The organism is Agromyces sp. CCNWLW203 (assembly GCF_036576125.1).
GTDB lineage: Bacteria > Actinomycetota > Actinomycetes > Actinomycetales > Microbacteriaceae > Agromyces.
Genome location: NZ_JAZHYX010000001.1, coordinates 555,893 through 578,682 on the forward strand (window position 1 = coordinate 555,893; position 22,790 = coordinate 578,682).

At 70.5% G+C, this 22,790-nt stretch carries 18 protein-coding genes and 2 tRNA genes; 9 read left to right on the forward strand and 11 right to left on the reverse strand.

Annotated elements, in window-relative coordinates; genetic code table 11:
• Positions 1-60: 60 nt before the first annotated feature.
• The 3 genes from VPH61_RS02520 to VPH61_RS02530 all read right to left on the reverse strand — a co-directional run bounded on the left by VPH61_RS02520 (position 61) and on the right by VPH61_RS02530 (position 4,016).
• Positions 61-945 (reverse strand): hypothetical protein, encoded by an 885-nt coding sequence (locus VPH61_RS02520; RefSeq protein WP_332061945.1) that lies wholly within the window; start codon positions 943-945, stop codon positions 61-63.
• Between the two features lie 73 nt (positions 946-1,018).
• Entirely contained in the window at positions 1,019-2,419 is a 1,401-nt protein-coding gene (locus tag VPH61_RS02525) for an aminotransferase class V-fold PLP-dependent enzyme (protein ID WP_332061946.1), read from the reverse strand.
• A gap of 112 nt (positions 2,420-2,531) precedes the next feature.
• A complete protein-coding gene (locus VPH61_RS02530; protein ID WP_332061947.1) occupies positions 2,532-4,016 on the reverse strand; it encodes an NtaA/DmoA family FMN-dependent monooxygenase in 1,485 nt (494 codons plus the stop codon).
• Positions 4,017-4,329: 313 nt separating this feature from the next.
• Here VPH61_RS02530 and VPH61_RS02535 point away from each other — a divergent pair, with 313 nt between their 5' ends.
• Positions 4,330-5,970 carry a stealth family protein gene (locus tag VPH61_RS02535; RefSeq protein WP_332062519.1) on the forward strand — a complete coding sequence of 547 codons (1,641 nt, stop codon included), beginning with the start codon at positions 4,330-4,332 and terminating at the stop codon, positions 5,968-5,970.
• A gap of 15 nt (positions 5,971-5,985) precedes the next feature.
• On the opposite strand, the gene cls is transcribed toward VPH61_RS02535, so the two are convergent.
• Together cls and VPH61_RS02545 are read right to left on the reverse strand one after the other, a co-directional pair.
• Positions 5,986-7,458, reverse strand: a complete 1,473-nt coding sequence (gene cls, locus VPH61_RS02540) for a cardiolipin synthase (protein ID WP_332061948.1) — start codon at positions 7,456-7,458, stop codon at positions 5,986-5,988.
• Positions 7,459-7,575: 117 nt separating this feature from the next.
• Positions 7,576-8,532: a phosphodiesterase gene (locus tag VPH61_RS02545; protein ID WP_332061949.1), complete on the reverse strand. Its 957-nt coding sequence runs from the start codon at positions 8,530-8,532 to the stop codon at positions 7,576-7,578.
• Positions 8,533-8,725: 193 nt separating this feature from the next.
• Between VPH61_RS02545 and VPH61_RS02550 the strand changes: the two genes are divergently transcribed.
• The 3 genes from VPH61_RS02550 to VPH61_RS02560 all read left to right on the forward strand — a co-directional run bounded on the left by VPH61_RS02550 (position 8,726) and on the right by VPH61_RS02560 (position 12,802).
• Positions 8,726-9,802, forward strand: coding sequence for an alpha/beta hydrolase (locus VPH61_RS02550; protein ID WP_332061950.1), 1,077 nt, complete (start codon positions 8,726-8,728; stop codon positions 9,800-9,802).
• 130 nt (positions 9,803-9,932) lie between these two features.
• Positions 9,933-11,561 carry a glycosyltransferase gene (locus VPH61_RS02555; protein WP_332061951.1) on the forward strand — a complete coding sequence of 543 codons (1,629 nt, stop codon included), beginning with the start codon at positions 9,933-9,935 and terminating at the stop codon, positions 11,559-11,561.
• Between the two features lie 236 nt (positions 11,562-11,797).
• Positions 11,798-12,802, forward strand: coding sequence for a magnesium and cobalt transport protein CorA (locus VPH61_RS02560; RefSeq protein ID WP_332061952.1), 1,005 nt, complete (start codon positions 11,798-11,800; stop codon positions 12,800-12,802).
• A gap of 15 nt (positions 12,803-12,817) precedes the next feature.
• Here the strand turns inward: VPH61_RS02560 and VPH61_RS02565 are convergent, their stop codons facing one another.
• The 3 genes from VPH61_RS02565 to VPH61_RS02575 all read right to left on the reverse strand — a co-directional run bounded on the left by VPH61_RS02565 (position 12,818) and on the right by VPH61_RS02575 (position 15,708).
• Entirely contained in the window at positions 12,818-13,306 is a 489-nt protein-coding gene (locus tag VPH61_RS02565) for a hypothetical protein (RefSeq protein ID WP_332061953.1), read from the reverse strand.
• A 102-nt stretch (positions 13,307-13,408) separates the two neighbouring features.
• The gene (locus VPH61_RS02570; protein WP_332061954.1) at positions 13,409-13,831 is read right to left on the reverse strand and encodes a DUF2809 domain-containing protein; all 423 of its coding nucleotides are present in this window, start codon (positions 13,829-13,831) and stop codon (positions 13,409-13,411) included.
• Between the two features lie 8 nt (positions 13,832-13,839).
• Positions 13,840-15,708 carry a DEAD/DEAH box helicase gene (locus VPH61_RS02575; RefSeq protein WP_332061955.1) on the reverse strand — a complete coding sequence of 623 codons (1,869 nt, stop codon included), beginning with the start codon at positions 15,706-15,708 and terminating at the stop codon, positions 13,840-13,842.
• Positions 15,709-15,805: 97 nt separating this feature from the next.
• Here VPH61_RS02575 and VPH61_RS02580 point away from each other — a divergent pair, with 97 nt between their 5' ends.
• The 5 genes from VPH61_RS02580 (at position 15,806) to VPH61_RS02600 (ending at position 20,459) form a co-directional block, all read left to right on the forward strand.
• Entirely contained in the window at positions 15,806-15,988 is a 183-nt protein-coding gene (locus VPH61_RS02580) for a hypothetical protein (RefSeq protein WP_332061956.1), read from the forward strand.
• Positions 15,989-16,100: 112 nt separating this feature from the next.
• Positions 16,101-16,766, forward strand: a complete 666-nt coding sequence (locus VPH61_RS02585) for a GAP family protein (RefSeq protein WP_332061957.1) — start codon at positions 16,101-16,103, stop codon at positions 16,764-16,766.
• A gap of 76 nt (positions 16,767-16,842) precedes the next feature.
• On the forward strand, positions 16,843-17,118 hold the full coding sequence (locus VPH61_RS02590) for a hypothetical protein (RefSeq protein ID WP_332061958.1): 276 nt from the start codon (positions 16,843-16,845) through the stop codon (positions 17,116-17,118).
• Between the two features lie 212 nt (positions 17,119-17,330).
• Complete coding sequence (locus tag VPH61_RS02595) at positions 17,331-19,658, forward strand: hypothetical protein (RefSeq protein WP_332061959.1); 2,328 nt, start codon at positions 17,331-17,333, stop codon at positions 19,656-19,658.
• A gap of 24 nt (positions 19,659-19,682) precedes the next feature.
• Positions 19,683-20,459 carry a DeoR/GlpR family DNA-binding transcription regulator gene (locus tag VPH61_RS02600; protein WP_332061960.1) on the forward strand — a complete coding sequence of 259 codons (777 nt, stop codon included), beginning with the start codon at positions 19,683-19,685 and terminating at the stop codon, positions 20,457-20,459.
• Here the strand turns inward: VPH61_RS02600 and VPH61_RS02605 are convergent.
• The 3 genes from VPH61_RS02605 to VPH61_RS02615 form a co-directional block, all read right to left on the reverse strand.
• Positions 20,457-20,530, reverse strand: a tRNA-Met gene (locus VPH61_RS02605). The genes VPH61_RS02600 and VPH61_RS02605 overlap by 3 nt on opposite strands.
• A gap of 48 nt (positions 20,531-20,578) precedes the next feature.
• A tRNA-Thr gene (locus tag VPH61_RS02610) sits at positions 20,579-20,650 on the reverse strand.
• A 100-nt stretch (positions 20,651-20,750) separates the two neighbouring features.
• Positions 20,751-22,673 (reverse strand): glycoside hydrolase family 13 protein, encoded by a 1,923-nt coding sequence (locus VPH61_RS02615; protein WP_332061961.1) that lies wholly within the window; start codon positions 22,671-22,673, stop codon positions 20,751-20,753.
• Positions 22,674-22,790 lie beyond the last annotated feature (117 nt).

Here is a 22,790-nt window from a genome sequence, read left to right on the forward strand (position 1 = left end):
ACGAATGGGCCCGCGCCCGGGCGCACCCGGATCACGCTCGGGCGTGACCCGGAGCGCCGACTACTGCGGGCCGGAGCGGGCGTCGAACCCCGACGACCACTCCTCGTACGTCATGGGCGCAGGGCCCTCGTCATCCGCGATCGGCACCCAGACCCATGCCCCGTCGGTCGAGGCCCGGGCGCTCGGCACGATCGACCATTCGACCGTGTCTGAGCGATCGGTCCAGCTCAGCGCGACAGCACTCGCCGGGTCGAGCCCCTCGGGGCGTGCCTCGCCGAGCTCGTCGTAACTGATGTACTGGCGGATGCCGGTGCGGCGGAACTCGGTCTCGCTCACGCAGTTCGCGCCCCAGCTGCTGCGGTGCTGCGTCTGGGCGATCATGCAGACCGCGTCGCCGTCGCGGAAGACCCACACGTCGTGATCGACGGCGCGGCCGATGCTGCGGAAGCTCGACACGGCGTCGGCCCCGAGCACCGCCACGAAGGCACGAGGGCCCGTGTCGACGTCGTCGCGGGCACGGTCGAAGACCTCGAGCCCGCGCGGCGGGGTGACGAGGTTCGCGACGGGCTCGGCGGCGAGCGTGACACCGATGCCGATCGCGATGCCGGCAGCGAGGATCCCGGCTGCTGCGAGCGCCGGGCGCCGCCGTGTGCGGAGTCGCGTCGACGTCGTCGATTCGGCGGCGCCCGCCGTGGCAGACGTCTTCTCAGCGAGGCCGGCACCCAGGTCGGTGCCGGTGCCGGTGCCGGTGCCGGCGGACGATGCGGCATTGACCTCGTCGGCCGCCCGGAGTCGCGCGAGCTCGTGTTCGACGACGAGCAGTTCGGTCGCGGCATCCGATTCACCGGCACTCGACGCGGCGCCCGACCCGCCGCCCGGCGCCCCGTAGACGACGCGCCGCAATTCGTCGCGGCGGGCCGTGAGACGTGCACGATCGCGGTCCAAGACAGCTCCCGTATCCACGGTACGCCGCGCGACCGGGACATGCACCCCTCTGAAGCCGCGGTGCTCGCCGGCGTCAGTCGTCGAAGCGCGGCCGCGGACGATCGTCGACCCGAGGGCACCAGCCCTCGGGCGACTGGTCGTAGGCGTGGGCCGGGCCGTCGGCGACGAGCCTGGCGAGCGCGTCGAGGAACCGGTCGACGTCGTCTGCCGAGCTGCCGGCGCCGAGGCTCGCGCGCAGGCCGTTCGACCGGGTCGCCATGCGCTCGAAGAACGGGTGCGCACAGAACCGGCCGGCCCGCACCGAGATGCCGTGTTCGGCGCCGAGCGCCGCGGCGAGGAGGCCGACGGAGCCGCGCTCGAGCTCGATCGTCGCGATGCCGAGGCGATCGACGGCGCCGTGCCCGCTGCCGTCGCTGCGCCGGCCCTCGACCCCGCTGTCGAACCCGCTGAGCACGCGCACGCCCGGCTGCGCGGCGAGCCCGTCGTGCAGTCGTCGGGTGAGCGCCTCCTCGTGCTCGCGCCGCGCGTCGTCGCCGAGTCGTTCGAGTTCGGCGAGCGCGCGGGCGATCGCGACGGCGCCGATGACGTTGGGAGTGCCCGCTTCGTGCCGCTCGACTCCGTGCTTCCAGTCGACGCCGTCGACTCGCACGGCGTCGACGGCTCCGCCGCCGGCGAGGTGGGCGGGAGCGGCATCGAGCCAGTCGGCCCGGCCCACGAGGGCTCCGGCACCGAAGGGAGCGTAGGCCTTGTGGCCAGAGAAGGCGAGGTAGTCGATGCCCCATGCCGCCACGTCGACCCGGCGGTGCGGCAGCAGTTGCGCCGCGTCGACGGCGATGCGCGCGCCGTGCGCGTGCGCGATCTCGGCGAGCCGGGCGACGGGCAGCACTTCGCCGGTCACGTTCGAGGCGCCCGTCACCGAGAGCAGTGCCGCCGGACATCGTGCGAGCTCGGCATCGAGCGCGTCGAGCGTCGCCTCGAGCGTCGGCAGGCCGACGACGACCCGGCGCGACCGCCACGGCAGCAGGTTCGCGTGGTGCTCGAGGTCGAGCACCACGGTGTCGCCGGGCACGGCGGAGGCGAGCAGGTTCAGTGCGTCGGTCGTGTTGCGCGTGAAGACGACGAGGTCGTCGTCGCGGGCTCCGACGTGGCGGGCAACCGCGAGCCGGGCGTCTTCGACGAGCGAGGTCGACAACTGCGACGGGTATCCCGAGCCGCGGTGCACGCTCGCGTAGTACGGCAGCACCCGTGTCACCCGCTGGGCAACGACCTCGAACGCGGGCGCCGACGCCGCGACGTCGAGGTTCACGTGCCGCACGACCCCGCCCCCGAGCACGGGCACCTCGAGGCCGGCGTCGGCCAGCACCGCGAGCGGGCCGGGGCCGGCGGCACGGGGCCGAGCCGCGGCATCCGTCGCCTGAGTCGCCGGCGCGCGGCGCACGGCCTCGCGCGTCGCGAACTGCTCGGTGACGGTCACGGTTGCTCCTCGATTGCGGGTGTGGCGATGAGGCTACGGATCGCGGGAATGACCCTCAACCGTTCTCGCCGCGCAGGGTCACACCACGACACATTGCGACACACAGTCGGCGTCAGCGCGACGGATGCCGCTGCGCCGACGCCAAACGATCGCGGGCGCCGCGTCCGCGCACGCTTCCATGCCCGCTCCTGCGACCGACGGCGAGCGCCGCGTCACCCGCATCACCCGTCGCGTGCACGCTCTCGGGCCGAGCGAGTCCGAGATGCTCGCGCAGCGTCTCGCCCTCGTATTCGGTCGGCAGGAGTCCGCGGCGTTGCAACTCGGGCACGACCTGGAACGCGAACGCCTCGAACTGCTGCGGCTGCACGGCCGAGAGCACGTTGAACCCGTCGACGGCCCCTGCGGCGCCCCATGCCTCGAACTCGGCGGCGATGTCGTCGGCGGTGCCGACGATCATCGAGGCGTTGACGGATGCCGCGACGACGAGGTGCCGCAGGGTCGGCGGCCGCTCGCCCGACGGGCTCCGCCCCGTTCGCTCGGCGACGATCTCGACGAGCTCCTGCCCGGCGGCGCTGAACTCGGCGACGAGCGCGGGGGTGACCGCGCGGTCGGGCGAGAGCCCGGCGAGATCGACCCCCACGAGCAGCGAGAGCTGCGCGAGCGAGCGGTTCGACGGGAACGCCGCGGGCGGGCCGCCCGGCCAGTCCTCGGCGATCTGCACGAGTTCGCTGAGCTCGTCGGCGATCGACTGGGCGTGCTCGCGCGTCTCCCCCACGATCGGCAGCACGGGTGCGATGACCTTCAGCGTGCGATCGTCGCGGCCCGACTCGAAGGCGAGCGATCGCAGTTCCTCGCGGATCGCGATCGCCTGCTCGCGATCGCCAACGGCGACGAGGGCGAGGTCGGCGCTCTGCGCAGCGAAGAGCCGCGAGCGCGGCGAGATGCCCGCGTGCACGATCGGCAGGTGGCCCTGCACGGGGCGCGGCACGTTGAGCGGACCGGTCACGCTGAGGTGCTCGCCATGGAAGTCGGTGGCGTGCAGCTTCTGCGGGTCGAGGTACACGCCGCTCGCGGCATCCGCGACGATCGCGTCGTCGTCGAAGGAGTCCCAGAGGCGACGCAGCACGATCTCGAACTCGACGGCCCGGTCGTAGCGCGACTCGTTCGCGGTGTGGAAGTCGACGCCGTGGTTGCCAGCGGCGCGCGGCTCGGCGCCCGTCACGAGGTTCAGGCCGGCCCGGCCGCCCGAGAGCAGGTCGGCCGACGCCGTCGCACGGGCGAGCGTGTACGGATCGGAGTAGCTCGTGTTCGCCGTCGCGATGAGCCCGATGCGGCTCGTGACGCCCGCGAGGTAGGTGATCGCCGCGATGGGGTCGACGCGGGCGACGAGATACGGGTCCTGGAATTCGAGGTCGTGCCCCGTGGCGAGCCAGTCGCCGAAGAAGAGGTAGTCGAGCCGTGCGGCCTCGGCCACCTCGGCCGCACGCCGCAGCACCGCCGCGTCGCCGCGCGGGTCGCGATGCGCGCCCGGGTAGCGCCATCCCGAGGGGTAGGCGCCGATCGCCCTGACCATCGCGCCGATGATGAGTCGTGTCATGTCGACCTCCTGAGTCGAAGGTAGAGAGCACGAGCGGATGCCGCGAGGCCCGCTGTCACACGTGTCAACGCGAGGTCATGCGGCGTCACCCAGAGCCTCGCGCGACGCACCCCCACCCACCCGCGATTCCGAGGAGATCAGGGCCGAAGGCCGTTACCCACCGGGCGCTGCGTACAATCAGAGCACCGCGCAACTCGCGCCCCGCCCACCCCCTGGAGGCCACTGCTTCGTGACGAGACCCGACCGCGATCGAACCCCTGACCGGCACGACGGACACGCGTTCGCGAGGAGGGAAGCGACGCCCGCCCCGCCGATGCGGCTCTCCGATGCGTCCGAACTCGTGCTCGTGGCATCCGCGGGCCGTGCGACCCGCTTCGATCGCGACGATCTCGTGCTGCGCAAGGGTCAGTACGCCTTGCGGAACGGCCACATGACGCCGCAGGAGTCGATGGTAGAAGACCTGCTCGCGCTCGGCGCGGCGCTCGACGCGGCCGGCATCCCGTTCCTGCTCGTGCGCGGCAACGACGACCGCCCGATCATCGCGGTCGACCGCGCCGAGCGCAAGGCCGTGGCACGCGCCTTCGCCGAGGCGTTCGCCGACGAGCCGTTCTACGCCACGACGCTCGCCCCGAAGCGCGCCGCCGAGACGCACCCCGTGCTGCTCGCCGACGGCCGGCTCTCCGCCGGACGCAAGCCCACGCTGCTCCGCGTCTACCGCCCTCGCGTCGAGCCGATCGGGCGCCTGCGCTACGGCAGCGAGACCGGCGTGCAGCTCGAGTTCTGGCGCTTCGGCGACGAGACGATCGAGGCTCCGGCCGAGAACGTGCTGATGCGCCGCACGCTGCAGCGTTCCGAGACGACCGACGACGTCGTGCACCTGCACGGCCGCGACTGGCCGACGCTCGAGCACATGTGGGAGCCGCTCGCGAGCGACGTCGACTTCGAGATCGACATGGTCTTCTCCTGGGTCGACGGCTCGAGCGACGAGTTCATCCGCGAGCGCGCCAAGCGCATGCAGAACTACGTCGTCGGCGAGGGCGACGACTCCGAGGCTCGCTTCCGGCAGATCGACGAGCTGAAGTACGCCCTGCGTTCGGTGCACCTCTTCGCACCGTGGGTGCGTCGCATCTTCATCGCGACCGACTCGGGCGCCCCCGCCTGGCTCGCGAAGCACCCGAAGGTGACGATCGTGCCGAGCGAGGCGATGTTCGCCGACACGTCGGTGCTGCCGACGCACAACTCGCACGCGGTCGAGAGCCAGCTGCACCACATCGACGGCCTCGCCGAGCACTTCCTCTACTCGAACGACGACATGTTCTTCGGCCGGCCGCTCAGCCCATCGCTGTTCTTCTCCCCGGGCGGCATCACGAAGTTCGTCGAGGCGGCGACCCGCATCGGCCTCGGGTCGACCCACCCAGGGCGCAGCGGGTTCGAGAACGCGGCCCGGGTGAACCGCGCGCTTCTGCGCGAGCGGTTCGGCAAGGTCACGACCCGGCACCTCGAGCACTGCGCCGCCCCGCTCCGCAAGAGCGTCATGGCCGAGCTCGAGGCCGCCTTCCCCGAGGACTTCCGGCGCACGGCCGCGAGCCGCTTCCGCTCGGCGACCGACATCTCGGTGACGAACTCGCTGTACCACTACTACGCGCTGCTCGCGGGACACGCCGTCGAGCAGACGAATGCCCGAGTCAAGTACGTCGAGACGACGCTGCGGCAGGCGCTGCCCGCGATGAACGAGCTGCTGAAGCACCGCGACCACGACATGTTCTGCCTGAACGACGGCAGCTTCCCCGAGATCTCGGTCGAGGAGCGCACGGCAGCCGTGATCGACTTCCTCGAGCGCTACTTCCCGTTCCCCGCTCCGTGGGAGAAGACGGCGACGGATGTCTCGGGGCAGGCCGACATCGCACGACAGGCGGGCGCCGCGGCATCCGTTGCCCCCGACCGCATCGCCTGAGGCGAGTCGCTGCAGCTACTGCAGCGCCGAGGTGAGGCGCGAGACGCCGTCGAGGAACGTCGCCGACGCGGGCTCGCGGTTCCACTCCTCGAGGGTGAGCTGGCGGCCCGCGTCGCGGTAGCCCTGCTCGACGGCGCGCATCTGGTCGACGAACGAGCGGCCGCGCACGAGCAGCGACACCTCGGAGTTCAGGCTGAACGAGCGGATGTCCATGTTGCTCGACCCGATGACGGCGACATCATCGTCGATCGAGAGGTGCTTCGAGTGCAGGATGTACGGGCCGGGGTAGAGCCAGATCTTCACGCCGGCCTGCAGCAGGTCTCGGTAGTACGAGCGCTGCGCATGCCAGACCGAGCCCTGGTCGCCGATCTCCGAGACGAAGAGCTGCACGTCGAGTCCGCGGTAGCAGGCGGAGGTGATCGCGTAGAGCATCGCCTCGTCGGGCACGAAGTACGGGCTCGTGATGATGGCCTGCCGCTGCGCGGAGTTGATGAGCGTGAGGAAGAGGCGCAGGCCGTTCTCGGTGTCGTACCCGGGGCCGCTCGGCACGACCTGGCAGACGAGGGCGTCGGATGACTCGTCGGCCGGCACCGCCGCGGCGGGCACGTTCTCTTCGTCACTCAGGATCTCGTCGGTCTCGAGGTACCAGTCCGACATGAACACGGTGTTGATCGCGGTCACGACGGGGCCGGTGACCCGCGTGACCAGCTCTTGCCACATGAGCCCGCGCTTGAGGTTCTTCGGGGAGTTGTAGCTGCGAGCGATGAGGTTCTGCGAGCCCATGAACCCGACGAGCCCGTCGACGACGACGAGCTTGCGGTGGTTGCGCAGGTCGGGTCGCTGGTACTGCCCCTTGAGCGGACGCACCGGCAGCATCGAGCTCCACTTCACGCCGATGCGGTCGAGTTCGGCGTACGTCGCGTCGTGGCCGACGGTGCGACCCGTCGAGACCGCGTCGAGCAGCACGCGCACGGTGACGCCGCGCTGCACCGCCCGCTCCATTGCCGCGAAGAATCCCCTCGTGGTGTCGTCGAACGAGACGATGTAGAACTCGACGTGCACGAAGCGGGTGGCGGTGTCGATCTCGGCGGCCATGGCGTCGATCGAGGCCTGGTAGTCGCCGATGAGCACCGCGGCGTTGCCGCCGACGGCGGGCAGCGCTCCGAGCGTGCGGTTCTGCTCGGTGAGCGTCGCGAACCACTCGGGCCACGTCGCACGATCGGGGGCGAGGTCGGCGCCCTCACTCCTCGCGGCGATCATCGCGTCGATCTCGCGCTGCTTCTCGCGCCGCTTCTTCGGCAGCTTCACACTGCCGATGAGGAGGAAGAAGAGAATGCCGACGAACGGGATCAGGAAGATCGCAAGCAGCCAGGCCATGGCGGCGGTGGGCTTGCGCCCCCGCGGCACGATGATGAGCGCGGCGATGCGGATGGCCCAATCGGCCAGGATCAGCACCACTCCGATGATCGCGGCGAGCTCCGTGCTCATACGCCACCTCCCCAGGTCGTCTGCTCGCCTCGCGCACGTGCAGTGCCCCTGCGGTCGGGAGAAGTCGTCTGAGTATGGCAGTTCGCCAGGATCCGGCGGAAGGACGCGCGGATGAACTCAGCCCGCGAGCACCGGAACGGGCATGGTGAACGGAGGATCCTTGGGCACCGGCGGGCTCGCGGCATCCGCGATGCCGATGCCCGAGGCCGCGAGGCGCCGCGCGCTCTCCTCGGCGTCGATCCAGTCGAGCGCGGCGTACGAGCCGAGCGGCACGACCGAGTGCAGCACCGTCGTCGGGTACACGTGCACGAGGTTGAAGGCGCGTGCACCGTCGCGGCCGCGCGTACCGCCGACGGGCACGTTGAGGTCTTGGGTGTAACAGCTGGCCGAGGCGACCGACACCGGCACGCCCGCGAACGTCGCGGTCGACGAGTAGTGCAGATGACCGGCGATGATCGAGCGGATGTCGCTGCCCTCGACGACCTCCGCGAGCCCGCCCTGATCGCGCAGCTCGACCGCGACGGCGAGATCGAGCACGCTCGGCACGGGCGGGTGGTGCATGGCGAGGATCGTGCCGTGGGGCGCCGGCATCGAGAGCTCTTCGGCGAGCCAGTCGAGCTGTTCGGGCGCGATCTCGCCGTGGTGGTGGCCGGGCACCGTCGAGTCGAGCGTGATGACGCGCAGGCCGTTGACGTCGTCGACCCGGTCGACCGGGCGCACCCCGCCCTCGGCGCTCACGCCCCGCTCGCCGAGGAGTCCCCTCCGGAACGCACCCCGCTCGTCGTGGTTGCCCATGACCCAGATCACCTGCGACCCGAGCCGCTCGGCGACGGGGTCGACGATGCGGCGGATGCGGTCGTAGGCGTCGGGCTCGCCCTTGTCGGCGAGGTCACCGGTGAAGACGATCGCCTCGGGCCGGCCGCCGGATGCCTCGAACTCCTCGAAGAGGGTCGCCAGGTGCCGCTCGCTCGCGACCCGGTCGTACAGCCTGCCGCCGCCGGCGAGCACGTGCGTGTCGCTGATGTGGAGCAGGAAGTGGTCCGGCCGGGGGTATTCGGCCGTACGGCTCGTCACGATTGGTCCCATCGATCGGTGGAGACGCGCAACCTCGGGCGTCTGGCATGGACACTAGCCGACCATGCCCGTCTGAACGGCGCATGAACGCGGCCTGTGTCGAAGCCCGACCCGCCGGGTGCCCGGTGCGTCCCGCCGCTCGGCCGCCGAATCTCCGACAGGATGTCCGAGAACGAGGTCCGAGGGGGAACGAGTGTCGTCGAAGCACGAACGCAATGCGCTGCCGTCGTGGGGCAACGAGCTGTGGCTGAGCCGGCGGCAGCGCCGGTTCATCGGCACGGTGGTCGTCGTCGCCGTCGTCGGCTTCCTGATCACCTGGCTGGTGACGCTCACGCCGTGGCCGTCGGCCATGGTGATCCGGGCGGTGTTCGAGAAGGGCGGCACCGACACCGCGGCCGAGATGGAGAAGTACGTCACCGATGCGCCCCTCACCGAGACGCTGGCCGTGCCGGTCGACGGCAATGCCGCCGACGACGCGGGAATGACCTTCGACGTGTTCTCGCCCGACGATGGCGACGTCGAGCCGCTGCCCACGATCGTGTGGGTGCACGGCGGCGCCTGGATCGCGGGCGATTCGACGAACGTCGACCCGTACCTGCGCATTCTCGCCGCCGAGGGCTACACGACGGTGGGCCTGAACTACACGCTCGGGCCCGAGGGCACCTATCCGACGGCCGTGCACCAGCTGAACGACGCGCTCGCGACCCTCGACGACCGCGCCGAGGAGTTCCGCATCGACCCCGACCGCATCGTGCTGGCCGGTGATTCCGCGGGCGCCCAGCTCGCGAGCCAGCTCGCCGCGCTCACGACGAATCCCGACTACGCCCGGCTCATGAGCATCGACCCGGCGCTCGACGCCGACCAACTCGTGGGCGTCGTGCTGAATTGCGGCGTCTACGATCTCGACGCGATGTCGGAGCTCACCGGCATCGGCGCGTGGGGCCTGAAGATCGCCCTCTGGGGATACACTGGCACGCAGGACTGGTCGCAGAAGTCGTCGGGCACCACGATGTCGACGATCGACTTCGTGACGGAGGACTTTCCGGCCACCTACATCTCGGGTGGCAACGGCGACGCATTGACCTGGATCCAGTCCCTGCCGATGGAAGCGCGTCTGGACGAGCTCGGCGTCGACGTCACCTCGCTGATCTGGCCCGCCGACCACGAGCCGGCGCTGCCGCACGAGTACCAGTTCCATCTGGACTACGAAGAGGCCCAAGCGGCGCTCGTCGAGACCCTCGAGTTCCTCGACGGCGTCACCGCGGGTTGAGGAGGCCGCCGTCGAGCGGGTTGAGGAGGCCGCCCGCGGCCGTCTCGAAACCCACCCCGAGCAACCCGGTTTCGAGACACTCGCTTCGCTCGCTCCTCAACCGACGAGGTCCCGCACGTAGGCTTGACGGATGAGTCGAGTGCGTCTGCCCGAGGGCCGGCACTTCGCGCTCACCTGGTCGATTCCCGATTCCTTCGGCGGCATGACCGACGCCATGCTCCGCAGATGCGGCGCGTTCAGGCGGGTCGCGGGCGTCGAGGTCGACGTGCTGACCTTCGATGCCCGGCCTGACACCCCCGACGTCGAGCGGATGCTGCGCGAGCGCGGGGTACTGGCGGCCGGGGTTCGCATCACGAACCTGTACGACTGGCTTCGGAGGCATCCGCTGCCCGGTGGCTCGCTGCAGATCGACCGTGACGCATTCACCCCGCTCGCGCTCGAAGACGCGACGGAGGCGACGGAGGCGATCGAGGTTCGCCGACGCGGGGACCTCGTGATGAGCCGAGCGCGGCTCGCTGCCGACGGCGAGACGCTGCAGACCGACCACTACCGAGCCGACGGCACCCTGCTCCTCAGCGACCGGCGCGACACCCGGCAGCGCGGCACGATCGGCGGACGATCGGTCGTGCTGTGCGATGCGAACGGCAGGCCGGTGCGGTCGTGGCGTCGCATGCGAAGCCTCTACCGGGCCTGGCTCGACGCACTCACCGCCGGCGAGCCGAGCTTCATCATCATCGACAGCAAGACGATGGCACCGCTCATGCTCGACTACCGGCGACCGCACGTCGTCACGGCGCACGTCGTGCACGCCTCGCACCGGTCGACGGCGACGTCCGCGACGACGGCGACGTCCGCGACTGCACCGGCAGCCGCGCCCGCGACCGATCCGCACCCGATCCGTCGCTCCCGGCGCGAGGCGCTCGAACGGCTCGACGACTTCGATCTCGTGGCGGTGCTCTCGCGGCGCCAGCGCGACGACCTCGAGCAGATCGTCGGGCGCCGCGACCACCTCGTCGTGATCCCGAATCCGCGCCCGCTCCCGGCGCCCGAGCCGTCGCGAGCTGCGCCAGGGCCGCGTGACCCCGCGCGCGGTGTCGTGCTCGCGGCCCTCACCCGCCGCAAGCGCGTGTCGCATGCGATCGCGGCCGCGCAGGGGGCGAATGCGCGCCCCGGCGTCGCCGTGCACCTCGACGTCTACGGCGACGGCGAGAGCCGGCCGGCGCTCGAACGACGCGTCACCGATGCAACGGCCGTCGAGTTCCACGGTTTCGACCCCGACGCGCGGCAGTGCCTCGCCGACGCATCATTCCTGCTGCTCACCTCGCACTCCGAGGGATTTCCGCTCGTGCTCGTCGAGGCGATGGCCGCCGGTTGCCTGCCGATCGCGTACGACATCCCCTATGGCCCCGCCGACCTCATCCGCGACGGACGCAACGGCTTCCTCGTGCCGCCCGGCGACGTCGAGGGCCTCGCCGACGCGATCGTTCGACTGCAGCGGATGCCGCCGCGACGCGTCGCCCGCATGCGCTCGTCTGCGGTGCGCACGGCCCGCCGGTTCGACGAGGAGCGGGTGACCCGCCTCTGGGCGCGGGAGCTGCACCGCGCCGCCGTGCGCCGGGAGGTTCGGCGCACCGGCCGATTCGGCCGTGCCCGCGCCGCGGCTGCGCGACTGCCGCTCCCTCGGCCGGTGCGCACGGCCGGGCTGACCGTCGTCGCGGCGATCGACCGCGCGACCCGGCGCTTCGGGCGCGTGGGCTAGACTCTGCCCTCGGGCTGCATGCGAGCGGCCCCTCAGACGAGAGGCGGTGAGGGCGATGGCCGATCATAGTACCGACGCCGCCACCGCTGCCGCGTCGTCTCGCCGTTCCCGCACGCGCTGAGCCTCTGCTCGCCCGCGCACGAACACGTTCCCGATCCGCAGCCGGCTGGCGGCGACATCCGCTCACCTGCCGAACCCCGGCGCGCTGCCGCGCGCCCTGCGAGAACGGATCGCTCATGTCACCTCTGGTCGACAACGGCGTCTACGTCGACGGCCGTCGCGTCGAGACGCCCACGAACCTCGACGACACCTACCGCCTCATGGACGACCATGACGGCCTCGCCTGGATCGGGCTGTACCGGCCGAGTCCGCGCGAAATCTCCTCGGTCGCGCGCGAGTTCGACCTGCACCCGCTCGCCGTCGAAGACGCGCTGACGGGTCACCAGCGGTCGAAGCTCGAACGCTACGGCGACACCCTCTTCGCGGTGCTGCGGCCCGCGCGGTATCGCGACGAGCTCGAGACGGTCGAGTTCGGCGAACTGCACCTGTTCGTCGGCCCCGACTTCGTCGTCACGATCCGCCACGCCGAGTCGCCCGACCTCGCGGCCGTGCGCCGCCGCATGGAGTCGAGCCCCGAGCTGCTCGCGATGGGTCCCGAGGCGGTGCTCTACGCGATCCTCGACGAGGTCGTCGACGAGTACGAGCCGGTCGTCGCCGGTCTCGAGAACGACATCGACGAGATCGAGGACCAGCTCTTCGGCGACAGCGACGACGATGCGCTCTCGCGGCGCATCTACGAGCTCTCGCGCGAGGTCATCAACTTCCAGCGCGCCGTGCAGCCGCTCGCGGCGATGCTCGAATGGCTGCGCCGCGGCTCCGAGAAGTACCGCGTCGACGTCGAGCTGCAGCGGTCGCTCCGCGATGTGCTCGACCACGCCATCCGCATCAACGAGCGGGTGGGGTCGTTCCGCGCCATCCTCGACAACGCCCTCACGGTGCACTCTGCCCTCGTGGCCCGCCGACAGACCGACACGAGCCTCAAGCAGAACGACGAGATCAAGAAGATCTCGTCGTGGGCGGCGATCATCTTCGCGCCGACCCTGATCGGCACGGTGTACGGCATGAACTTCGACTTCATGCCCGAGACCCACTGGGAGTGGGGATACCCGCTCGCGCTCGCGGCGATGGTGATGTTCGGCGTCGGCCTCTACACGGTCTTCAAGTTCAAGCGGTGGCTCTGACGGTCTTCGGACGCGTCATCCCCTGGGCTTCTTCGGCCCCTTGCCCTGCCCGGGGTGGTCATCGGGCTCCTCGGGCGTCGCCGTCGGTTCCGTGAGCCCGTCGTCGTCGGCCGGGGGCTCGACGATCTCGTCGGGCGCAGGCGTCGGCGTCGGCGTCGCGATCGGCTTCGGCGGGGCCGGGGTCGGCAGCACCGGGCCGTAGTGGCTGGGCGCTGCAGGCGTCGTCGAGGTCGGTCGAGGTTCGTCGATCGACGTCGACGCCTCGTTGCCGGGCGCCCCGCCGACGGAGGACTGCATGAGAGCGATGCCCGCTGCACCCATGCCGACGACGGCGAGACTCGTGATCGCGATCACGGCGCCGAGCCGATGACGAGTGAGCCACGCGACCGAGGCCGCGACATACGGCAGCACGGGTTCGAGCAGCGCGCCGACGCGCGAGGCGGGTGCCGCACGTCGCCCGCGAGGGCGGCGCGGAGTGTCGCCCGGCTCATCGTGTTCGGACATGTTCACCTGCCTCTCCGTCGCGTTCGATGGAACGATCCGTCAACGACAGTACCCAACCGAGCCGGTCGAATCGAGACGGGGCGAGCAGTCGGCAGCCGGTGATCACCGATCGGCGGCCGGCGCAGCGGCGACGCGCGCGGCGCCGATCAGCACCACCTGCACGACGATCGCGAGCACCGCGCCGCCCGCGTAGGCGAACACGTCGATCAGGTCGAACGCGCTGCCGAGCAGCAGGCGCGACGGCGGAACGGCGTCGACTACGAGCTGCGGCAGCGCGGTCAGCTGCAGCAGCTCGAGCGCCGTCGCGAACCCGAACGCCGTCGCCGCGCTGCCCACGGCGCCGAGCGGCGGCCAGATCGCACGCAGCAGGCAGGCGACGAACACGATGTAGACGACGCTGCCGAGCACGTCGATGAGCGGCGTGCGATCGAGGAGCTGCAGGCCGAGCCCGAGCGCGAGAGCGACGGCCGAGGCCAGCATGCTTCGCACCCGGATGCCGCGGGGCGCGGCCGTCGGCGTCGCCATCTGCCGGATCAGCCCTTGTGACGCGGCTTCCGGTACGACGTGTCGCCGCCGCCATCGCCGTCACGGCCGGCGTCGCGACCCCGGTCGCGGTCGTTCGGCCGGCGCGTCGGACCGCCACGGTCGGGACGCAGCTCGATGAGCCGGCCCGAGATGCGGGTGCCGTCGAGCTTCTCGAGCGTCTCCCTGGGCAGGTCTGCCGGCAGCTCGACGAGCGAGAACTCGGGCCGGATCTGGATCGCGCCGAAGTCTTCACGGCTGAGGCCGCCCTCGTTCGCGAGTGCGCCGACGATCTGGCGCGGCTCGACCTTGTGGCGCTTGCCGACCGCGATGCGGTAGGTCGCCATCGGGCCGCTGCTCGGGCGCTGGCGTCGCTCGGGCCGGTCGCCCCGGTCGCCGCCGCGATCGAAGCGATCACCGCGATCGCGGTCGCCGCGGCTGCTCCGGTCGCCGCGCTCGGGCTTGTCGCCGCGGGCCGGGCGATCCGCCCACTCACGGTCGGCACGTCGACGCTCGGCCTCGGGCTCCAGCAGCAGCGGGGCCTCGCCCTGCGCGACGACGGCGAGAGCCGCAGCGACATCCGCTTCGGGCACGTCGTGGTTGCGCACGTAGTGGGCGATGATGTCGCGGAAGCCGTCGATGCGCTCGTTCTGGCCGAGTGCAGCGGTGATGCGGTCGTCGAAGCGCGCGAGGCGCGTGACGTTGACGTCGTCGACGCTCGGCAGCTGCATCTGCACGATCGGCTGGCGCGTGGCCTTCTCGATGCGGGCGAGGAGGCTGCGCTCGCGCGGCGTGACGAAGCTGATGGCGTCGCCGGTGCGGCCGGCGCGGCCCGTGCGGCCGATGCGGTGCACGTAGGGCTCGCTGTCGGTCGGGATGTCGAAGTTCACCACGTGGCTGATGCGCTCGACGTCGAGGCCGCGAGCCGCGACATCCGTGGCGACCAGGATGTCGAGCTTGCCCGACTTCAACTGGTTGACCGTGCGCTCGCGCTGCACCTGGGCGATGTCGCCGTTGATCGCGGCGGCGGAGTATCCGCGGGCACGGAGCTTCTCGGCGAGCTCCTCGGTGACGCTCTTCGTGCGCACGAAGACGATCATGCCCTCGAAGTTCTCGACCTCGAGGATGCGCGTGAGGGCGTCGACCTTCTGCTGGTACGACACCACCAGGTAGCGCTGCGAGATCGTGGCCGAGGTCTGCGTCTTCGTCTTGACCGTGATCTCTTCGGGGTCGTGCAGGTACTGCTTCGACATGCGGCGGATCGCCGCGGGCATGGTCGCCGAGAACAGGGCGACCTGCTTGGTGTCGGGAGTGTCAGCGAGGATCGTCTCGACGTCTTCGGCGAAGCCCATCTTCAGCATCTCGTCGGCCTCGTCGAGCACGAGGTACTTGAGCTCCGAGAGATCGAGCGTGCGCTTCTCGAGGTGGTCCATGATGCGGCCGGGTGTGCCGACCACGATGTGCACGCCGCGGCGCAGCGCCGAGAGCTGCACGCCGTAGCCCTGACCGCCGTAGACGGGCAGGATGTGCACGCCCTTCAGGTGTGAGGCGTACTTCTCGAACGCCTCGCAGACCTGCAGCGCGAGCTCGCGGGTCGGGGCGAGCACGAGGGCCTGCGGGGTCTTCTGGGAGAGGTCGAGGCGGGCGAGGATCGGCAGCGCGAACGCGGCCGTCTTGCCGGTGCCGGTCTGGGCCAGGCCCACCACGTCGCGTCCGGCGAGGAGGGACGGAATCGTCGCGGCCTGAATGGCGGAGGGGGTCTCGTAGCCGACATCGGAGAGCGCCTTCAGCACAGCACCTTCGAGCCCGAGGTCGGAGAATGTCGTCGCGGCGGGCTCAGTAGGAGCCTCCACCTCGACCGGAGCTTCGTCAGCAGTCACGCTTCAGGGTAGACCTTCTGGCTGTGAGAACGCAGCTGAGCCGCTCCGCGTCATGAATCGGCGCCTCCGGCGTCTCTTCAGTGAAGGGGGCAGAAACATGTGGGGTAGGCGCAAGCAGCAGGGTCCGGTCGAGCACGTCGAGTTCGTGACCTCCGTCGACGGCGGGCGGATGCCGGTGCGCTGCAGCTGCCCGCGCGATCACGACCATGACCGGCCGACGTCGGCGGCGCTCGCGGCATCGGGGCTCGTCGTCGTCGACGCGTACGCGTTCGCCGCCTGAGCTTTGAGCCCTGAGCTCTGAACTCTCGGCGCTGCAGCCGGTCGCCTCCGATATCGTGTGGTCAGCGGCGCTGCGAGCGTCGCCGATTGCCACCAGTCAGGGGGTGCGGCCGTTGCTGCAGGCGATAGGGCACATCCTTCCGATCGCGCTCGCGGTCGCGCTCAGCTCGGTGCCGCTCATGGCGACGATCGTGATCCTGCTCTCGCCGAAGCGCGAGTCGGCTGCGCCGTACCTCATCGGGTGGGTGCTCGGCATGGCGGCGCTGGTCTTCATCTGCACGATCTCGACGCAGGCGGTGCCGACGCCTCGTTCATCGCGGCAGCCCGACACCGCGGTCGGCGTCGCCGAGATGCTCGTCGGTGCCGCGCTCATCGTCATCGGCATCGTCTCGTGGCGCCGGGCCCGCAAGAATCCGGTCGAGGGCATGCCCGCCTGGCTCGGCAAGTTGGACTCGATCGGCCCGTGGAGCGCGTTCGGGCTCGGGGTGGCGCTGAACATCCGCCCCAAAGAGATCCTGCTCGCACTCGCCGCGGGCCTGGCCGTGCGGGGCGCGGGGCTGTCGGCTGCCGAGGCCGCGATCGTGATCCTCGTCTACACGATCATCGGGGCATCGACCGTCGGCGTGCCGGTCATCGCGACGCTCGTCGATGCGAAGGGAATGCAGCCGAAGCTCGTGGCGACGAAGGAGTGGCTGAGCCGCAACAACCGCGTCGTGACCGCCCTCATCCTGCTGATGGTCGGCGTGTTCATCATCGGCAGCGGCCTCGCGCGATTGTGACGGCGGCAGCCTGCTCGACGCCCTCTCGCCTGTCAAGCCACTGCCCACACGGACGACGCCGGCGTAGCCTGCCGGCATGCGAGTCAACGACGAGAACCAGGCGCCGGAGAATCCGGAAGGCACGAAGTCCGAGCCCGCGCCACTGAACGACAGCGAGCAGACGCGGAAGGATGTCGCCTACAGCCCGTCGAGCGAGGCCGAGACGGCGGCGAAGCAGAGCGACGTCGACCCCGCCGAGCTCGACGACGACATCGATCCCGACGACGTGCGCGCCGTTCCGGGAACGGGCGGGCCCGACGATGCGGGCGATGTCGACGTCGACCCCGACGACCTGAACCTTCCGCAGCGATAGTTGGCGATGCCTCGGGCCCGACCAGGCAGCAGCACCGCTCCGTGACCAAACGGCATGCACACAGCCGCATCCGATGATCACCCGACGCCTCCCGATGATCACAGGCCGGCGGCGTCCCGATCATCGATAGTCTCGCGCCCAGTTCATAATGACGTGACGGGAGACACTCGATGACGAGGACACCTGGCGGCCGAGCAACGATTTGGTCGGCGATGGCTGCGATAGCGACGGCGGCACTGCTCGCGTCCGGGCTGACGCCCGCAGCGGCCGCGGATGCCCCACCGCTGGTGCCGCTCGCGGGCAGCGACACCTTCGACGGCGAGGCGCTCGATGTCGCGAAGTGGCAGCGTGTGCGCCCTGTCGATTCGGCCCTCAGCGTGGGCGGCGGCGCCCTCACCATCACCGGGCTCGCGGGCGACCTCTATGGTGGCACGAACACCGCGAAGAACCTGGTGCTGCAGGATGCCCCTGGCTGGGGTAGCTGGGAGGCCTCGACGACGATCGACTTCGCGCCGACGGCGTGCTGCCAGCAGGCGGGCCTGATCCTCTACACCGACGACTCGAACTACGCGTCCCTCGCCTTCTCGGGGCGCGCGAACGGGCTCGGCCGACTGTTCTTCCTGCGGGAGGTGGGCGGCACGCCTTCCGTGCCATCGCCGATCGATAAACCGATCGCCCAGTGGCCCACGCACTACTCGCTGAAGGTCGTGAGCGACGGAACGCAGATCACCGCGCACTACTCCGCCGATAACGGCGCGACATGGAACCAGATCGGCACGCCCCTCGCGGCGGGGCAGTTCCTGAAGGTCGGTCTCTTCGCGATGGCCGGCTCGAACGGGGCCCCGGCGATCCCTGCGCGATTCGAGCACTTCACGCTGCTGCATGACGGCACGCCACCGCCACCGCCACCGCAGCCCGACGCATCAGTGGTGCCGATCGATTGGGACGCGCTCGATGACGCGCCGCTCGCCGGCGTCGCCGCCGTAGCCGGCGAGATCCTGCGGAACTCGAACGAGTACGCCCTCACCACCTGGTGGAAGAACAAGTTCGGCACGCAGGCATCCGGCTACCTGACGTTCGGAGGCACCGGGGAGCATCAGATCCGGCCCGTCGCAGCCGAGGCGGACGCCCTCGCGACCGCCCTCGTCACGGGAACGTACGACGCGTCGGTGACCGGGGTCAGCGAGGAGGAGGCGCGCGCGAAGACGGTGCGGCTGATCGGCTCGCTCGCGAAGGCGCACTACGCGAACACCCGCGGCGGATGGAGCGGCAGTACGTCGTGGCAGGGCGCGCTGTGGGCGGCGCTCGCCGGGCAGGCTGCCTGGCTGTTGTGGGACGATCTCGGCGCGGAGGATCAGCGACTGGTCGGACTCATGGTCGAGACCGAAGCCGACCGGTTCATCGACTACACGGTGCCGTACTGGACCGCCGCCGACGGCACCGTGCTCTCCCCCGGCGATACCAAGGCCGAGGAGAATTCCTGGAACTCGATGCTGCTGCAGGTGGCGACGGCGATGTTCCCCGAACACCCTCGCCACGACGCCTGGATGACGAAGAACGTCGAGCTGCTGCTCTCGGCGCACGCGAAACCGAGCGACGTGCAGGATGCCACACCGATCAACGGCCGGCCGCTCGACGAGTGGATCGACGGCTGGAACGTCGAGGAGGACGGCCGGGCCTTCAACCACAACCTGCTCCACCCCGACTACATGGCGACCATGGTGCAGCAGCTCTACGCCGGCGCGACGTCGACCCTCGCCGGCCGCCCGACGCCTGTGGCAGCGCTGCACAACATGGAGCTGCTCTACGGCAACTTCGTCGACCGTGACTATCCGATGCCGCCCTACGAGGCGCCCGGCGGCACGATCTACCGCGAGGGTTCGGGCTCCGTCTATTACCCCGAGGGCACCGACTGGGGTTCCTCGCGGCGGCTGCAGTTCGTCGCGGTCGACGCCATCTCGGCGGCGTTCGGCGTCGATCAGGAGGCGAGCCGCGATGGCCGCTACTGGCTCGAGTTGCACGGCGGCGACGCCCTCGCGATGCAGGCGCGATCGACCGACGGCCGCACGTACCTCGCCTCCGATGACGACAATTACAACGGCCGCGAGGAATGGGTCGCGATGCATGCCGCGTGGTCGGTGCTGTCACTCTGGGCTGTGCAGAACGGCGAGTTCCGGGTGTCGGATGCCGCCGCCGAGTCGCTCGATGACACGGTGGCTCCGGTGATCTCGGCGTCGGTCGATGGGGAGTCCGCACCTGCAGGCGCGTACCGTTCACCTGCGCACCTGGTGCTGAACGTGACGGATGACTCCGCCGGCGTGGCATTCGTCGAATACCGCACACAGCGCGGCGAGTGGACCGCATACACCGAGCCGATGCGGCTTCGGCCCGGCGTGTGGGACGTCGAGGTGCGCGCGGTGGATGTGAATGGCAACGCGGTGGCGCAGCAGCTCGACCGCATCCGGGTGATCGGCGCAGCGGTCGGACTGCCGGAAGCAGCAGCTCCCACCGCCCAGCCCGAGTCGGTCGTGCAAGAGTAGGAGGAAGTGAGGGAGCGGTGGCCGGTGGACAAGGCGGAACGACAACAACGGATCGTCGAATTGGTGCAGGAGCGCGGTGAAGCGCGCCTCTCCGATCTCGGGGCCGGTGTCGCGACATCCGCGGTCACCCTCCGCCGCGACCTCCGTGAGCTCGCTGCACGCGGACGCATCTCGTACGCGCGCGGTATCGCCCGCGCCAGGAGCCGGCACACGCTCGAGCCGAGCTTCCACGACAAGTCGCGCATCGCGATGACTGAGAAGACGTTGATCGGACGGGCGGCCGCCGAGCTCGTGACGGATGGGGACGCCGTGATCGTCGGTGCCGGCACCACGACGCTGGAGTTCGCGAACCAGCTCATCGGCAAGCAGATCCAAGTGTGGACGAACTCACTGCTCGTCGCCGACGCGCTCGCCGACGCCGCCACGATCGACGTGCACCTCGCGGGCGGTGAGGTGCGCGGCAGCACTCGGGCACTCGTCGGATCTCGCGCGGAGCGGTTCTTCACCGGGCTGCGGGCGCCGTTCGCCTTCCTCTCGGGCAATGGCTTCACCATCGAGCGCGGACTGACCACGCCGAACGCCCACGTCGCCGAGATTGACCGGGCGATGGCCGCTGCAGCGGCAGAGGTCGTTGCGCTCGTCGACCACACGAAGATGGGCGCCGAGTCGCTCATCACGACGGTGCCGACGTCGCGCGTGTCCCGACTCATCACGGACGATGCGGCAGGCAGTGCACTCGTGGAGCGCTGCCGCCGTGCTGGGCTCGTGGTCGACGTGGCCGACCAGGAATTCTTCCAGTAGCGAGGGCGGGACTCGAACCCGCGACACCACGATTATGAGCCGTGTGCTCTAACCACCTGAGCTACCCCGCCGGGTAGGCTTCCCCCGCCCAGCCGAATGGCCGAACCGAAGAGAACCAGAGCCCCGAGTCAGGATTGAACTGACGACCCCTTCCTTACCATGGAAGTGCTCTACCACTGAGCTATCGGGGCGCGTTGCCGCACTTGGCAACCGTACGAGGATATCACCTCTCGGCGGCACCTCCGAACCGAGACGACAACCGCTCACGAGCGGCTTCGGGGCACGCGTCGATCACGGCGATTCCCCCGACCACGACGGTGCCGAGATGCCCGGCAGGGCCCACGCGGCGAAGCCGGCTTCGTTGGTTTCGAGCGTCACCAGACCAGCGGATGCCGCGACTCGCGCCGTGCCGTACAGGGGCGCCGCGGCATCCGCTGCACTGCCTTCACCAAGCTCGACGCCGAGCGATGCCGCATCGAATGCGAGTGTCGCGGCCGCACGCGCGGCGAACACGAGCACCGACTCGTCGGCCGACTCGCGCACGAAGGCCACCGCGTCGTCGCCGACGGCGAGCCAGCGGATGCCGCCGCTCGCGAGCACCAGGTGCTCGCGGCGCAGCCGGAGCAGTGAGCGATAGGTCTCGAGCACGGGTGCGACCTCGGGCGAGGTCTCGCTCCCCCACGGCATGGGCGTGCGCGAGGCCTCGCCGTCGACGCCGGTCAGCCCGAACTCGTCGCCGGCCCAGACCACCGGGATGCCCGGCAGCGTCACCGCGAGGCCGAGTGCCGCGGGCAGCACGCCTGGCCGTGCGTGCGTCGCGAAGCGCGGGGTGTCGTGGGTGTCGAGCGCGTTCATGGTCGCGAGACGGGTGCGCCATGGGAAGCCCGCGGCGAACCGGAGGTGGGCGGCGAGGAAGTCGCCGCCGGTGAACGACGGCACCTGCCCCAGCGCGAAGCCGAGACCGCCGCCGGCCGGGCTGCCCGGCTCGAGCAGCCAGCTCCAGAGCGGCCGGGTGAACGGCGTGTACGTCATCGCGCCGTGCCACGCGTCGCCCTGGAAGTCGCTCGCGGCGTCGTTCGTCGACTCCCCCAGCAGCAGCGTGTCGGGCTTCACCTCGAGCATCGTGCGGCGGATCGTCTGCCGTACCTCGGCGTTCAGGTCGGCCGAGCCGAGCCGGCCCGTCATGTTCGCGACATCGATGCGCCAGCCGTCGAGATGGAACGGCGCTCCGAGAAACCGTGCGACGACCGAGTCGGGGCCCTCGACGAAGCGACGGCGGAGCTCGGCAGAGCTCCAGTCGAACTTCGGCAGGCTCGGCACTCCGAGCCACGACTCGTAGCCTCCGCCGTCGGCCTGGTCGCGGAAGAAGTAGAACTCGCGCTCTGGCGCCTCTTCGCCTGCCTGCGCCGCGCGGAACCACTCGTGCGCATCGCCCGAATGGTTCGAGGTCAGGTCGCCGATGACGCGGATGCCGCGGGCATGCGCCGCCTCGACGAGCCGCACGAGCGCCTCGTCGCCGCCGAGGAGCGGGTCGACGAGGTCGAAGGTCGTCGCGTCGTAGCGGTGGTTCGAGCGCGCCGGGAAGACGGGAGTCAGGTAGAGCAGGTCGACGCCGAGCGAGGCGAGGTGGTCGAGCTGCTCGCGCACGCCGTCGAGGTCGCCGCCGAACAGCTGCTTCGAGCGGCCGGGGTACTCAGGGTCGACCGGGTCGCTCCAGTCGGCCGCGATCGCCCATTCGGGCAGCTCGCCACGCGCGCGAAGTTCGTCGAATGGAGCGTCACGCGACTTCGCGAAGCGGTCGGGGAACACCTGGTACATGACGCTCGACGCCGCCCAGTCGGGCGCGGGCTCGTGCGCCACGAGCCTGAAGTCGTCGTGGTCGCGGGTCTCGACCGACGACAGGCCGAGCTGGTTCAGCCAGTGCTGTCGACCGTCACTGCCGACGAGCAGCCAGCGGTAGCCGTGCACGGGGTTTTCGACCTCGACGGCCGCCTCCCACCACTGCCAACCCTCGGCAGTGCCGGTCGACGGGAGCAGCACGGCCTCGTTGAACCGCGGCTCGCGGTCGGGGTTCGACCGGGTGCCCACCCACGACAGCGACCCGAACGACTCGGGCACGCGCAGGCGAACGCGCACGGTCTCACCGAGCGCGGGCGTCTGCGTCGAGACGTGCAGCGGGGATCCGTCGTGGTGCGGAGTCAGGGCTTCTGGCATGGGTCCACCTTTCCATCACCCACCCACGGCACCTGCAGCAATTCAGGAGCGGAGTGGCGAGTCGCGGTCTGGGTGTGAAATGCGGGGGCGCGACACACCTCCGCTCCTGAATTGCTG